Below are 12,656 nucleotides of genomic sequence, written 5' to 3' on the forward strand. Positions count from 1 at the left end.
ATCACTGCCTTGCAGTGTACAGCGTAGGCAGGCAATGCCCGAGCGCCCAGCCTCAGAAACGGAAGTTGGCAGTCAACTCGGCTGAACGCCCCGGGGCCACCGTGGCGAACAGGCCCACGTGCGAGGCGTCGTAGATGGTTTCGTCGGTCAGGTTGAGCAGGTTGAGCTGCAGGTCGAGGTTCTTGTTGACCTTGTAGCCGACCATCGCGTCGTAGCGCCAGTAGTCGTCGACGGTGATGGTATTGGCGTCATTCATGTAGCGCTCGTCCATGTAGTTGGCGCCAGCGCCGACTGTCCAGCGTGCATCGATGTCATACGAGGTCCACAGGCTGAAGCTGTTGGGCGCGATGAACTTGGACTGGTTGCCGTCGTTGGCGCCGTTGCCACCGGCCTTCACCACTTCGGCATCCAGGTAGGTGTAGCCGGCCCACACCGCCCAGGCATCGGTGATGCGTCCGGTGGCGCCCAGCTCCAGGCCGGTGACACGCTGGTCGCCATCCAGTGCCACCAGGCCCGAGACTGGATCGGTCACGCGTGCATTGGTCTTCTCGGTACGGAACACCGCTGCGGTCAGCGACAGCTGCTCGTTGAACACGTCCCACTTGGTGCCCAGCTCCAGGCTGCGCGAGCGTTCGGGGTCGAGGTTGGCCTTGTTGCCGTTGAGGTTGCCGGCACCGGCACCATCGGCACCACCGGACTGGGTGTTTTCGCCCGACGGGTTGGACGAGGTGCCGTAGGACAGGTAGATGCTGCCGTTGGGCAATGGCTTGAAGACGATACCCACCTGGTAGTTCCACAGCTCGCTGGACGACTCGGCGCCACCGGCGACGCGGTTCTTCACGTCGTAGTCGTCGTAGCGCAGGCCCAGGTTCAGGTCCCACTGCTCATGCAGGCCGAGCGTGTCGAACACATACAGCGAGCGGGTGTCGGTCTGGTACTTGCTGGTGACCTGGCCGGTGCCCGGCAACAGGGTCCAGCCCCCGTCGTGCGGGTTGGGGTCGTAAAGGTCGCCCGGGCGTCCGTTGTTGCCCTGGTACTTGTCCTTGTCGGTGATCGTTTCGCGGCTGACTTCGATACCGGCTGCGTAAGTGTGCTTGATGGTGCCGGTGTCGAAGGTACCGAACAGGTCGGTCTGGTTGATCAGCGACGTGTTGACCACATTGCGCGGGCGAAAGCCCCGGGACACCAGCCCGCTCTCTTCCTGGCCCACATTGGCGAACACCGGACGGCTCATGACATAGTTCTGCATGGTGCGGCCACCGCGCAGGGTATTGCGCAGGCTCAGGTGTTCATTGAAGTCATGTTCAATGCTGAAGGTGGCAAGGTCGGCGGAAGTTTTCCGGAAGTCTCGATCCACCAGCCCGTAGAAGTTGTCGCGGTCGACCTTCACCGGCTTGTTGGTAATCAACGAAACCGGGTGGCCCTGATCGGGAATGTCGTCGGTTTGCAGGTGGTAGTAACTGGCGGTGACCCGGGTCGGGCCCTGCAGGCCCCAGGTGATCGTCGGCGCAATGCCCCAGCGGCTGACCTCGACATGGTCGCGCCCGGGGGTGTCGGCCTCGTGCTTCATCGCGTTGAGACGAAACGCCAGGTCCTGCTCGCCCAGGTACTGGTTGACATCGAGGGTGGTGCGACGCAGCTGGTCGGTACCCAGGGTAAAGCTGCCGCCAATGAAGTCCTCGGCCTTGGCCGCCTTGCTCACCAGGTTGATCGAGCCACCGGTGGAACCCCGGCCGCTGTAGGCCGAGCCCGGCCCCTTGACGATTTCCACGGTCTCGATGTTGAACGCCTCGTGGGAGGCGCGGCCCAGGTCGCGCAGGCCGTCGATCTGGATATCGGTACTGGCTTCGAAGCCGCGAATGAACGGGCGGTCGCCCAGTGGCGTGCCACCCTCGCCCGCGCCCAGGGTGATGCCGGGAGTGGTGCGCAGTACATCGGTCAGGGACGTGGCGCCACGCTCCTTGATCAGCGCTTCATTGATGATGGTCACGGACTTTGGCGTGTCGCGCAGCGGGGCGGTGAACTTGGGCGAGGAGGCGTTATCGACCTTGAACGTTTCATGGTGCACGCCCTTCACATCGGTGGCATCGAGTTCCACCGACGATGCGGTGGACGATGCAGCCGGTGTGGAAGTTTGCGCAATACTGGCTGTCGACCAGGAGGCTACCGCCAACCCCAGTGCAGTACACAGATGACCGGATTCAGAACGACGGCTTTTTATTGAAAGTTGTGCCATTGGTAATGCCCACCATCAGAAAATGATGCGCAATACTATTTACGAGCAATTATCACTCAAAGCCGATTTACATTATTTACGCCGCGTTTCAGTTTATGTCCGAGAGTAACAACTTATTACTTCATTGAATTGAAACTGCAACGTGCTGTTGCCCCTTGCCCCACAAGGCTTTCACATCGCCTTCACCGATTCACCACAGGCCGTTGCTTACCGTGCACACATTCTCGCGGTAGCCGGAGCGGCCCCATGTTGCACGATGCAGTACTCGACCAGACCTTGATCCCAGCCCGTCCGGGGCGACGACGACGCCTGCCTTCGGTGACGTTCCTGCTGGGCCTGTGCACCTTGCTTGCACTGGCCGTTTCAAGCCTGTGGCTGGTCAGAGGGTTGGCGATCGTGGACCTGGGTAGCGAAAGACAGATGCGCAACAGCGGTGTGTATGCCGACTGGGCCAAAGGTGAAGTCATCGTGCTGGTGCGGCATGCCGAGCGTTGCGACCGCTCGCGCAACCCGTGCCTGGATGATCCGCAAGGTATCACCCAGGCGGGCAGCCAGGCTGCGGCGCAGGTGGGCGAAGGGCTGCAGCGCCTGGGCCTGGAGCATGCCGACATACTGGCCAGCCCCCTGACCCGCACCCAGCAAACCGCACACTTCATGTTCGGCAAGCTGGCGGCCAGTGAGGACTGGCTGCAGCAATGCAACAAGGGGTTCGCCGACAACGCCCTGGCGCGCAAGGCCGCCGAGCGCAACCTGGTGCTGGTGACCCACAGCGGCTGCATCGACCAGCTCGAACGCCAGTTGAACGTGCCCGGTGGCGAACGCTCCAGCGCCTACGCCGAAGCCGTATTCGTCTCGGTGGGCGCCAGCGGCAAACCGAGAATCCTCGGCCGCATGAACGCCCCCGAATGGCGCAAGCTGCTGGCCAGGGCGGAGCAATGAGCATGTCGCCACGCCAGTCGTTCTACCTCACCCACCTGGGCCTGCCCCTGCTGCTGGCACTGGTCGTGTTCGTGGCCTTCAACCTCACCGGCCTCGACCGCTGGTTCAGCCAGTTGTTCATCGACCCGGCCAGCGGCCAGTTCGCCCTGCTGCACGACGCCTGGTTCGAGAAAGTGACCCACAAGTGGCCCCGCATCCTGCCCAACTGGACAGGCGAAGCCGCACTGATCGGCGCCCTGCTGTCCTTCGTGTGGCCGCTTTTCGCCCGCCATCCGCAGGCCGCCGCCACCCGGCTGCTGCAACGCAGCCGCATTGCCGGCGTGCTGCGCTTCACCACCCGGCACCGGCGCGACCTGCTGTTCGTGGTGGTGGCATTCGCACTGTGCACCGCCATCATTCACTACCTCAAGAGCCACACAGGGGTGTACTGCCCGGTAGAGACCACATTCTACGGCGGTACCCATCCGCGCCTGGAGTGGTACCAACAGTTCGACCTGCTGCACAAGGCCGGTGACGGGCGCTGCTGGCCCGGCGGGCATGCCTCCAGCGGCTTCACCCTGATGGCGCTGTACTTCGTGGCCCGCCGCTGGCGCTGGGTGCACGCACGCAAGCTGCTGGGGTTCATCGTGCTGCTGGGCATGGTGTACGGCACCACCCGCGTGATGCAGGGCTGGCACTACATGTCGCACACCTTCTGGGCGGGGATCTTCGTCTGGCTGACCTGCCTGCCGACCGCGCTGTGCTTCTATGGCCGCACCGCGCTGCAGGCACCGCTGGAGTTACCGGCAACACCTCTGCGCGCTAACGCCATGCCAGCATCACTACGCCCAGAGTGATCAGGCTGATGCCGCCCCACTGGCGCAGGTCGAGCCGCTCGCCCAGCAGGGTAACGCCGAGCACCGCCACCAGCACCACGCTGAGTTTGTCCACAGGCGCTACCTGCGAGGCTTGCCCCAGCTGCAGGGCGCGGAAGTAGCAGATCCACGAGGCGCCGGTGGCCAGCCCCGACAGCAGCAGGAACAGGTAGCTGCGCGGCGAGATCGACCCCAGTGACTGGTACTGGCCGGTGGCGAACAGAATCAGCGCCAGGCTCACCAGCACCACCACCGTGCGCAGCAGGGTGGCGAAGTCCGAATTGATGCCGGTCACGCCAACCTTGGCAAATATGGCGGTCAAGGCGGCGAATATCGCCGACAGAATCGCCCAGAACGTCCAGGAAGCCAGCATGGGTGCACCCCTGTCGAGAACCTGCGCGCAGTGTAGATCGCTGGCGCTGGCTGTACAGCAACTGGCAAGATCGAGGCCTGCCCCGGTTAGAAGCTGCCATGCCCCTGCCCCTGATCTACCACGACGACTACAGCCCGGAGTTTCCTGCCGGGCACCGCTTCCCGATGGACAAGTTCCGCCTGTTGCGCGACCACCTGGTCGACAGCGGCCTGACCACCGATGCGGCCTTGCTGCGCCCCGAGCTCTGCCCCAGCGACATCCTCGCCCTGGCCCACGAGCGGGGCTACATCGAGCGCTACATGAATGGCGACCTGAGCCGCGAAGACCAGCGCCGCCTGGGCCTGCCCTGGAGCGAAGCGCTGGCACGGCGCACCGTGCGCGCGGTCGGCGGCTCGCTGCTGGCCGCCGAACAGGCCCTGCAGCATGGCATCGCCTGCCACCTGGCCGGCGGCACGCACCACGCCCACTACGATCACCCGGCCGGCTTCTGCATCTTCAACGACCTGGCGGTGATCAGCCGCTACCTGCTCGAAGCCGGGCGCGTGCACCGGGTGCTGATCTTCGACTGCGACGTGCACCAGGGCGATGGCACCGCGCGCATCCTGCACGAAACCCCGGACGCGATCACCGTGTCGCTGCACTGCGAACAGAACTTTCCGGCACGCAAGGCCCAGAGCGACTGGGACATCCCGTTGCCGCGCGGCATGGGCGACGCCGACTACCTGAAGGTGGTGCACGACGCGCTGAACTACCTGTTGCCGCTGTACCAGCCCGACCTGGTGCTGTACGACGCCGGCGTGGACGTGCACAAGGACGATGCGCTGGGCTACCTGCAACTGACCGACGCAGGCGTCGCTGCCCGCGACGAAGCCGTGCTGCGCCACTGCCTGGGGCGCGATATCCCGGTGGTCGGCCTGATCGGCGGCGGCTACAGCAAGGACCGCCACGCCCTGGCCCGACGCCACGGCATCCTGCACCACAGCGCACAACGGGTACTCGATTACCCACAATGACTGTGGAGCTGCCTGTGGATAACCTGAGCGCAAGCCCATCCGGCCCTTGTGGCACGGGGCCTGCACCGTACTGATCGTTTTTTGTACAGTGCCTGGGCGGGGCCGTGTCGGGTAGAATGCCCGCTCTTTTATCCCCAGCCTGCAGCCGCCCATGACCGATACTCCCCCAACCACCGCCCCCCACGTTGCCATTATCGGAGGCGGGCCGGCCGGGCTGATGGCCGCCGAGGTCCTCAGCCAGGCCGGTGTGCGGGTAGACCTGTACGACGCCATGCCCTCGGTGGGGCGCAAGTTCCTGCTGGCGGGCGTGGGCGGCATGAACATCACCCATTCCGAAGCCTACCCCGCGTTCATCTCGCGCTATGCAGAACGCGAACACGACATCGCGCGCCTGCTCGACGGCTTCGATGCAGACGCGCTGCGCGCATGGATCCACGGCCTGGGCATCGACACTTTCGTCGGGACATCCGGCCGGGTGTTTCCGCGCGACATGAAGGCCGCCCCGCTGCTGCGCGCCTGGCTCAAGCGCCTGCGCGATGCCGGGGTAGTTATCCACACCCGGCATCGCTGGCACGGCTGGGATGCCGACGGCGCCCTGCGGATCACTTGTCCACAGGGCGAGGTGAGCGTGCAGGCCGATACCGTGGTGCTGGCGCTGGGCGGCGGCAGCTGGGCGCGGCTGGGCTCGGACGCTGCCTGGCTGCCCTGGCTGCAGGCGCGGGGTGTGGATATCTCGCCGCTGCAGGCAGCCAACAGCGGCTTCGAGGTAACGGGTTGGAGCGACGTGCTCAAGGGCAGGTTCGCCGGTGCACCGCTGAAGAACATCGCCCTGAGCCTGGCCGGCCAGGCGCCGCGCCTGGGCGAGTTCGTGCTGACCGAGGGCGGCGTCGAGGGCAGCCTGGTGTATGCCTGGTCGGCGCAGATTCGTGAAGCGATCAACCGCGAAGGTAGCGCGACGGTGCTGCTCGACCTGCTGCCGAACCGGCCTGTGGACAAGATCGAGGCGGCGCTGCGCAAACCCCGTGGTTCGCGCTCGATGGCCAGGCACCTGCACGGTCAGCTGGGCCTGGACGGGGTGAAGGCGGCGCTGCTGCGCGAGCTGAACGGGCCCGAGGTGTTTGCCGACCCGGCGCGCCTGGCGGCAGCGCTCAAGGCGTTGCCGATCACGCTGGTACGACCGCGCCCGCTGGACGAGGCGATCAGCAGCGCCGGCGGCGTGAAGTTCGAGGCGATGGATCGGCACCTGATGCTGACCCGGTTGCCGGGGGTGTTCTGTGCGGGCGAGATGCTCGACTGGGAGGCACCGACCGGCGGCTACCTGCTGACGGCGTGCTTTGCCAGTGGGCGAAGGGCGGGGTTGGGGGTGCTGGAGTGGCTGCGCCGGTGAGGCCGGCGCCTATAGGGTACGCACAGCCCTTGTAGGAGCCGGCCTTGCCGGCGAAAGGGCTGCAGCGCAGCCCGTGCCCAATCAAGGCTTGCGCTTGCGCGGCCCGGTATTGAACGTCGGCACCTTGCGCACCGGCTTGACCTGCGGCGCGGCTGCGGGGGTATCCCCGCTGTCGGTCCAGCGCCCCAGGCTGCCCTTGCCGCTGCCCTGCTTGGGCTTCTTCGGTTTCTTCGGCTTCTTCACCACCTGCCCGCTGGCGTCGGTTTCCGGCACCCGGTGCTCCGGCACGAAATCCGGCTCTTCATGGCGCGGCAAGGTCTTGCGCGTGAGCATCTCGATGGCCGACAGCATGTTCACCTCGTCGGCACACACCAGCGAAATGGCTTCGCCGGTATTGCCCGCACGCCCGGTACGCCCGATACGGTGAATGTAGTCCTCGGCCACGATCGGCAAATCGAAGTTGACCACCAGCGGCAAGTCGTCGATATCCAGCCCGCGCGCCGCCACATCGGTGGCCACCAGGATCTGGATCTCGCGCGCCTTGAAGCTGTCCAGCGCACGCTGGCGCGTGGCCTGGGGGCGATCGCCATGGATGCCGTCGGCGTTCACGCCCTGCGCCTGCAGGCGCTCCACCAGCGCATCCACACCGTTGCGGGTCTTGGCGAACACCAGCACCTGCTTCCAGCGCTGCTTGCGCAGCAGGTGCATGAACAGCTCGGGCTTGCGCTTCTTGTCCACAGGCACGACCCACTGCTTGACGCTGCTGGCCGCCACGTTGCGCGGGCTGACCTCGACGCTGAGCGGGTCGTCGAGCATCTGCCCGGCCATCAGGCGGATCTCGTCGGAGAAGGTTGCGGAAAACAGCAGCGTCTGGCGCTTGACCGGCAACGCCGCGTAGATCGAGCGCAGCTCTTCGGCAAAGCCCAGGTCGAGCATGCGGTCGGCTTCATCGAGCACCAGCGCCTGCAACTGGTTGAACTTGACCGCGTTCTGGCGGAACAGGTCGAGCAGGCGCCCGGGCGTGGCCACCAGCAGGTCGATGCCCTTGCGCAGTTTCATCATCTGCGGGTTGATGCTCACCCCGCCGTACACCGCGTAGGTGCGCAGCGGCAGGTGTTCGGCGTACTCGACGATATTGGCGTGCACCTGTTCGGCCAGCTCGCGGGTCGGTACCAGCACCAGCGCACGTACCGAGTTGCTGGCGACCTTCTCGCCTTCCATCACCAGGCGCTGCAGCAGTGGCAGGGCGAAGCCGGCAGTCTTGCCGGTGCCGGTCTGCGCCGCCGCCATCAGGTCGCGGCCGGCCAGCACGGCCGGGATGGCCGCCGCCTGCACCGGTGTCGGAGTGGTGTACTTGAGGTGCTCGAGCGCGCGCAGCAAGGGTTCAATCAGGCCAAGTTTGGCGAATGTCATGGCAATACCGTCTAGGGAATTCAGCAATGGCGCAAGTTTACCCTGTTCGCGCGGGTTCACCGAGCTTCAATCCACAGGCGGCAGGTACACGTACGTCAGGCGATCCAGGCCATTGCCGACAAACAGCGACAGCGGCCTGCCCAGCTGGCTGGCGCGCGAACGGCACAGGCCGTAGATCTCGTTCAGGCTCGAATCGCGCGCCGACATCGGCGTCCAGCTGTGCATGCCCAGCGACCCCAGTTCGAAGATCATGTGGTCGCGGTCCTTCTCGCGGCTGAAGCTGACGGCTACCTGGCCACGCGCTACCTGACTACGCAACCCGCCATCAGCGAACTCCAGGCGCACCGGCGTGCGCCTGAGCTTCTGGTCCGGGGTGCGCAGCGTCATCACGCCCTGACTGTAGTCGAGCACCTCGAAGGGCAGGTTGGCCCTGAGCCTCACCGGGACCCGGCAATCGACCTCGCCACGCGCCGTGTTCTCGATCAGCGAACGCATCGCTTCGCTGAGCGTAGGATGGCTCTTGATCGCGACATCGTTGGGGAAGGCCAACCGCAACGCGATCGGCTGGTCAGGTTGATCCGCGAGGGTCAGGGTGACGTTGCCGGTGACTGCCTGGCGCGCAGCCAGCACGGCGTCGACCGTCGTCTGCAGAGCCTCACGCCGCGCCGGGGTCAATACGTCGCCTGGCATGCGCAGGTTCACCACCCAAGGGGTCTCGTCATCGGCCCACATTTCCACTCGGGCCAGGTCGATCTGCTGTTCGGCCAGCAGGTTACGGACCGCTTCGGCGTAATACCGGTCTGCATGGCCGTGGGCGTAATTGTCGATAACCGATACCTGAAACTCCAGGCCGACTTCCTGTTCATCACAACCGGACAGCATCCCAACCAACAAGCCTGCCATGGCAATACGACGCTTCACTTGGACAACTCACCCCTCAAGGCGTCAGCCGGGGTGGCTACGCTGGCCGGCACCTTGCGCCATTGCGGAACGCCGATCAACACCACCGCGCCGATGATCACCGCCATCGCCACGCACTCCTCCACGCCGATCTGCTCGCCAGCGAACAGGATGCCCAGCAGCACCGCCACCGCCGGGTTGACGTAGGCATAGCTGGTGGCCGCCGCCGGGCGCACATGCTTGAGCAGGTACATGTAGGCACTGAAGGCCAGGATCGAACCGAAGAACACCAGATAGAGCAACGCCCCCCAGCCGGCAGCGGTCGGCATCTGGGTCATGCGTTCACCGCTGAGCGCGCTGCCCAGCAGCAGCGCCGCGCCGCCCACCAGCATTTCGGCGGCACTGGCCATCGGCCCGGCCGGCAGCGGCAGGCTCTTGCTCCAGACTGAACCGAAGGCCCAGGACGCTGCAGCAAACAGGATCAGCGCCGCGCCCAGCGGGCTGGCCTGCAGGTTGGAGCCCAGGTTGAGCAGGCCGATGCCGGCCAGGCCAAGGCCGATACCGGCCCATTCCAGACGCGTGTTGCGGTGCCCGAAAAATCGCCCGAACACCAGGGTGAACAGCGGCACGGTCGCCACCGCCAGGGCTGCGACCCCGGACGCCACGCCCGCATGTTCGGCCAGGGTCACGCCGCCGTTGCCGCAACTGAGCAGCAATATGCCGATGGCCCCGGCGGCCTTCCATTGCGCCCAGCTGGGCGCCGGCACCCCGCGCCAGCGCAGAAAGCCATACAGCAGGCTGCCGGCAATCAGAAAGCGCACCCCGGCCATCAGCAGCGGTGGCCACGACTCGATACCGATGCGGATCACCAGATAGGTCGACCCCCACACCAGGTACAAGGCCAGGAAGGCACCGATCAGCACCAGCGGAAAGCGACGGGAGGCAGGCATGGGAGGCTCGAAATCAGGGTTTTGGAGCTGTAGTTTAGAAAGCCAAACGGGTAATTTTAAGTTACAAACCCTGTTTATACGGCCACCAGACTTTCGAAAAAACGGATGTTTGCCCGTTTCGCCATCGTTTCAACACCTGGTACCCACGCCCCATGGACAAGTACGATCGCATGCTCCTCGCCGCCTTGCTCGACAACGGCCGCGCCTCCTTCGCCGAACTGGCGCGCAAGGTCAACCTGTCGGCCCCGGCAGTGGCCGAGCGAGTGGCCAAGCTCGAGGCCAGCGGGGTCATCACCGGCTACCAGGCCAAGGTCGACATGAGCCGGATCGGCTTGCCGATCCAGTGCGTGATCGAGCTGCGCCTGGCCAGCCACGGCAACCAGCAGACCTATGAGGACCTGGCGCGTATCCCGCAGATCACCGAGTGCCACCGGGTCACCGGTGATCCGTGCGTGATCATGCAGGCGGCGGTCGGCTCGATGCCGGAACTCGAAGAGCTGATCAACCACGTGGCGCAGTTCGGGTTCAGCAAGACCTCGATCATCCTGTCCAGCGCGGTAGAGCGACGGGTGCCGCTCGGCCAGCTCGACAGCAACGGCAAGAAAGCCTAGCGGTAGCGCTTGAGGGTTTCGGCAACCTTGGCTGCCGGGACCTTCTGCAGGCTGCAGAACAGCGGGTGCGACACCTCGCTGATACCGTGGCGCTGGCGCAGTTCGCCGGCCAGGTGCTGGGCCAGGTTGGCGGCCATCTCGGCATCGGCCATGGCCCGGTGAGCGGTGCCGGTGTCGGGCAGCCCGGCCCAGCGCGTCAGGGTGCCGAGCTTGTGGTTCGGCGCAGCCGGCAGCAGGCGCCGCGAGAGCAGCATCGAACAGGCGAACGACTGCACCCGCGAGCGTCCGATCAGGCTCAGTTCGTAGTCCCAGAACTTCTGGTCGAACGAGGCGTTGTGCGCCAGCAAGGGCGTGCTGCCGACGAACTCGGCCACCTCGTTCATCACCTGCGCATTGGCCGGCGCACCGCGCAGCATGGCGGTAGTGATGCCGGTCAGCCCGGCGACAAAGGCCGGTACCGGCACGCCGGCATTCATCAGGCTCTGGTAGCGATCGACAATGCGCCCGCGTTCGAGCATCACCACCGCCACTTCGGTGGCGCGGCAGTAGGCACCCGGCGAGATGCCGGTGGTTTCAAAGTCGATGACCGCAATACGTTCCACAAAAACCTCGGGTAGCTCTCAGTGCTTGAGCAGAAGTGCGCCTTCGATGGGCACATAGCGGGTGGCGGCGCGAATCAGCGAGTTGGCGGTGAGCCCCGGTACGCCATAGGCCACCGCTTCGGCGCCATGACGGTTGATCACCCGTTCCAGCAGCAGGTCGAAATCGCCATCGCCGGAGGCCAGCACCACTTCGTCGACCCGCGAGGCGGCGTCGATCACGTCCAGGGTGATGCCCACGTCCCAGTCGCCCTTGGCCGAGCCGTCGCTGCGCTGGATATAGGGTTTGAGTTTGACCGTGAAACCGAGGTTGCGCAGGATCTGCTGAAACTGCTGCTGCTTGCTGTCGCCGCGGTCGATAGCATAGGCCACCGCCTCGACGATCTCGCCGTCCTGGCTGACGTGCGCCCAGAAGGCGGCGTAGTTGAAATGACAACCATAGGCCTGGCGCACGGTGTAGTAGAGGTTCTGGACATCGGCGAACACCGCAATCTTCTTCACCGCACTTCCTCGTCACGCCAGGTGCCGGCCCCGCATACCGGGGCCGTTTCGGCGCCCAGTATGCCAGCCTGACGGCAGTACGGGTATGTGCGCGGCTCAGACGAAGGAGTCGTCGTCCGAAAAGAAGCCGCCGCCATCGTCACCGTAGTCGGTGTCCATGAAGCCGCCCTGATCATTGCCGTAGCCACCGTTGTCGGCGGTCAGGCGCTGTTCGTCGTTGCCGCCCCAACCGCTGTCGCTGGCTGGTGCCGGCGCTTCGTTGATGATCTCGGTGACTTCCTGGGGCTGCGACGAATGATGGCCGAACAGGCTGCTGATGCCCTGCGCCAGCATCCCCCCGCCTGCCACACCGGCGGCGGTCTGCAGTGCACCGCCCAGAAAGCTGCTGGCGCCGCCGCGGGCCGGTGCGGCCTGGGGCGCGGCGTTGAAACCCTGCTGCTGAGGGGCCACGCCTGGCCCGCCAAAGCCGCTGGCCGGTTCACGCCAGCCACCACCACTGGTGGCAGGTGCCGGGGCCGGCTGGGCCGCGCGCTGCGGCTGCGGCTCGGGTTGCCGTGCCCCCCCGCCGAAGATGCTCGACAGGAAGCCGCCGCTGCTCGGCGCAGTGGCCGCCACCTGTGCGCGGGCCTGGTTCAGATCGGCCTGCAATTGCCTGTTCTGTTCATCGAGGCGCTTGAGCGCGGCCTCCTGCACCAGAATCGCCTGGGCCATGTAGTAAGGGGCCGACGGCTGTTGCTGCAGGTGCTCGGCAATGCGCGCCTGGGCCTGGGCATCACGCGGTGCGCCTTCGCTCTCGGCTTGCTTGAGGCGGCCGAACAGGCCGTCGATCAAGGTTTGTTCTTCGTGGTTCATGGGGCGACCTCACTGGATAGCCGGGGGA

The 12,656-nt window shown here is 65.6% G+C and carries 13 protein-coding genes; 5 read left to right on the forward strand and 8 right to left on the reverse strand.

Annotated features, from left to right (window positions below; genetic code table 11):
- Positions 1 to 52 precede the first annotated feature (52 nt).
- A complete protein-coding gene (locus B4I46_RS01920; protein ID WP_043863861.1) occupies positions 53 to 2,236 on the reverse strand; it encodes a TonB-dependent receptor in 2,184 nt (727 codons plus the stop codon).
- A gap of 246 nt (positions 2,237 to 2,482) precedes the next feature.
- Between B4I46_RS01920 and B4I46_RS01925 the strand changes: the two genes are divergently transcribed.
- Both B4I46_RS01925 and B4I46_RS01930 read left to right on the forward strand, forming a co-directional pair.
- The gene (locus tag B4I46_RS01925) at positions 2,483 to 3,175 is read left to right on the forward strand and encodes a histidine phosphatase family protein (protein WP_286898399.1); all 693 of its coding nucleotides are present in this window, start codon (positions 2,483 to 2,485) and stop codon (positions 3,173 to 3,175) included.
- A gap of 2 nt (positions 3,176 to 3,177) precedes the next feature.
- Positions 3,178 to 4,011 (forward strand): phosphatase PAP2 family protein, encoded by an 834-nt coding sequence (locus B4I46_RS01930; RefSeq protein WP_286898401.1) that lies wholly within the window; start codon positions 3,178 to 3,180, stop codon positions 4,009 to 4,011.
- On the opposite strand, the gene B4I46_RS01935 is transcribed toward B4I46_RS01930, so the two are convergent.
- On the reverse strand, positions 3,977 to 4,402 hold the full coding sequence (locus tag B4I46_RS01935; RefSeq protein ID WP_043863863.1) for an EamA family transporter: 426 nt from the start codon (positions 4,400 to 4,402) through the stop codon (positions 3,977 to 3,979). The genes B4I46_RS01930 and B4I46_RS01935 overlap by 35 nt on opposite strands.
- Before the next feature lie 98 nt (positions 4,403 to 4,500).
- Here B4I46_RS01935 and B4I46_RS01940 point away from each other — a divergent pair, with 98 nt between their 5' ends.
- Together B4I46_RS01940 and B4I46_RS01945 are read left to right on the forward strand one after the other, a co-directional pair.
- The gene (locus tag B4I46_RS01940; RefSeq protein ID WP_286898402.1) at positions 4,501 to 5,415 is read left to right on the forward strand and encodes a histone deacetylase family protein; all 915 of its coding nucleotides are present in this window, start codon (positions 4,501 to 4,503) and stop codon (positions 5,413 to 5,415) included.
- A gap of 151 nt (positions 5,416 to 5,566) precedes the next feature.
- On the forward strand, positions 5,567 to 6,802 hold the full coding sequence (locus tag B4I46_RS01945; RefSeq protein WP_286898404.1) for a TIGR03862 family flavoprotein: 1,236 nt from the start codon (positions 5,567 to 5,569) through the stop codon (positions 6,800 to 6,802).
- A gap of 81 nt (positions 6,803 to 6,883) precedes the next feature.
- Here the strand turns inward: B4I46_RS01945 and B4I46_RS01950 are convergent, their stop codons facing one another.
- The 3 genes from B4I46_RS01950 to yedA form a co-directional block, all read right to left on the reverse strand.
- A complete protein-coding gene (locus B4I46_RS01950; protein WP_054916356.1) occupies positions 6,884 to 8,215 on the reverse strand; it encodes a DEAD/DEAH box helicase in 1,332 nt (443 codons plus the stop codon).
- A 66-nt stretch (positions 8,216 to 8,281) separates the two neighbouring features.
- On the reverse strand, positions 8,282 to 9,136 hold the full coding sequence (locus B4I46_RS01955; RefSeq protein ID WP_282361847.1) for a hypothetical protein: 855 nt from the start codon (positions 9,134 to 9,136) through the stop codon (positions 8,282 to 8,284).
- Positions 9,133 to 10,065, reverse strand: a complete 933-nt coding sequence (yedA, locus tag B4I46_RS01960) for a drug/metabolite exporter YedA (RefSeq protein ID WP_058540581.1) — start codon at positions 10,063 to 10,065, stop codon at positions 9,133 to 9,135. Before yedA ends, B4I46_RS01955 begins: the two co-directional genes overlap by 4 nt.
- Positions 10,066 to 10,217: 152 nt before the next feature.
- Here yedA and B4I46_RS01965 point away from each other — a divergent pair, with 152 nt between their 5' ends.
- Positions 10,218 to 10,676, forward strand: a complete 459-nt coding sequence (locus B4I46_RS01965) for an Lrp/AsnC family transcriptional regulator (RefSeq protein ID WP_043863869.1) — start codon at positions 10,218 to 10,220, stop codon at positions 10,674 to 10,676.
- On the opposite strand, the gene B4I46_RS01970 is transcribed toward B4I46_RS01965, so the two are convergent.
- The 3 genes from B4I46_RS01970 to B4I46_RS01980 all read right to left on the reverse strand — a co-directional run bounded on the left by B4I46_RS01970 (position 10,673) and on the right by B4I46_RS01980 (position 12,628).
- Complete coding sequence (locus B4I46_RS01970; RefSeq protein ID WP_253086433.1) at positions 10,673 to 11,278, reverse strand: 3'-5' exonuclease; 606 nt, start codon at positions 11,276 to 11,278, stop codon at positions 10,673 to 10,675. The genes B4I46_RS01965 and B4I46_RS01970 overlap by 4 nt on opposite strands.
- Before the next feature lie 18 nt (positions 11,279 to 11,296).
- Positions 11,297 to 11,776 carry an NYN domain-containing protein gene (locus B4I46_RS01975; protein WP_043863871.1) on the reverse strand — a complete coding sequence of 160 codons (480 nt, stop codon included), beginning with the start codon at positions 11,774 to 11,776 and terminating at the stop codon, positions 11,297 to 11,299.
- 96 nt (positions 11,777 to 11,872) lie between these two features.
- Complete coding sequence (locus B4I46_RS01980) at positions 11,873 to 12,628, reverse strand: DUF2076 domain-containing protein (protein WP_286898410.1); 756 nt, start codon at positions 12,626 to 12,628, stop codon at positions 11,873 to 11,875.
- Between the last annotated feature and the right edge of the window lie 28 nt (positions 12,629 to 12,656).

This window comes from Pseudomonas sp. UBA7500 (assembly GCF_002478435.1).
GTDB classification, from domain to species: Bacteria; Pseudomonadota; Gammaproteobacteria; order Pseudomonadales; family Pseudomonadaceae; genus Aquipseudomonas; species Aquipseudomonas palmensis.

Coding starts and splice junctions, on each gene's coding strand:
- B4I46_RS01940 (WP_286898402.1), top strand. CDS start 4,501: ATGCCCCTGCCCCTGATCTACCACGACGACTACAGCCCGGAGTTTCCT.
- B4I46_RS01935 (WP_043863863.1), bottom strand. CDS start 4,402: ATGCTGGCTTCCTGGACGTTCTGGGCGATTCTGTCGGCGATATTCGCC.
- B4I46_RS01980 (WP_286898410.1), bottom strand. CDS start 12,628: ATGAACCACGAAGAACAAACCTTGATCGACGGCCTGTTCGGCCGCCTC.
- yedA (WP_058540581.1), bottom strand. CDS start 10,065: ATGCCTGCCTCCCGTCGCTTTCCGCTGGTGCTGATCGGTGCCTTCCTG.
- B4I46_RS01925 (WP_286898399.1), top strand. CDS start 2,483: ATGTTGCACGATGCAGTACTCGACCAGACCTTGATCCCAGCCCGTCCG.
- B4I46_RS01945 (WP_286898404.1), top strand. CDS start 5,567: ATGACCGATACTCCCCCAACCACCGCCCCCCACGTTGCCATTATCGGA.
- B4I46_RS01950 (WP_054916356.1), bottom strand. CDS start 8,215: ATGACATTCGCCAAACTTGGCCTGATTGAACCCTTGCTGCGCGCGCTC.
- B4I46_RS01965 (WP_043863869.1), top strand. CDS start 10,218: ATGGACAAGTACGATCGCATGCTCCTCGCCGCCTTGCTCGACAACGGC.
- B4I46_RS01930 (WP_286898401.1), top strand. CDS start 3,178: ATGTCGCCACGCCAGTCGTTCTACCTCACCCACCTGGGCCTGCCCCTG.
- B4I46_RS01920 (WP_043863861.1), bottom strand. CDS start 2,236: ATGGCACAACTTTCAATAAAAAGCCGTCGTTCTGAATCCGGTCATCTG.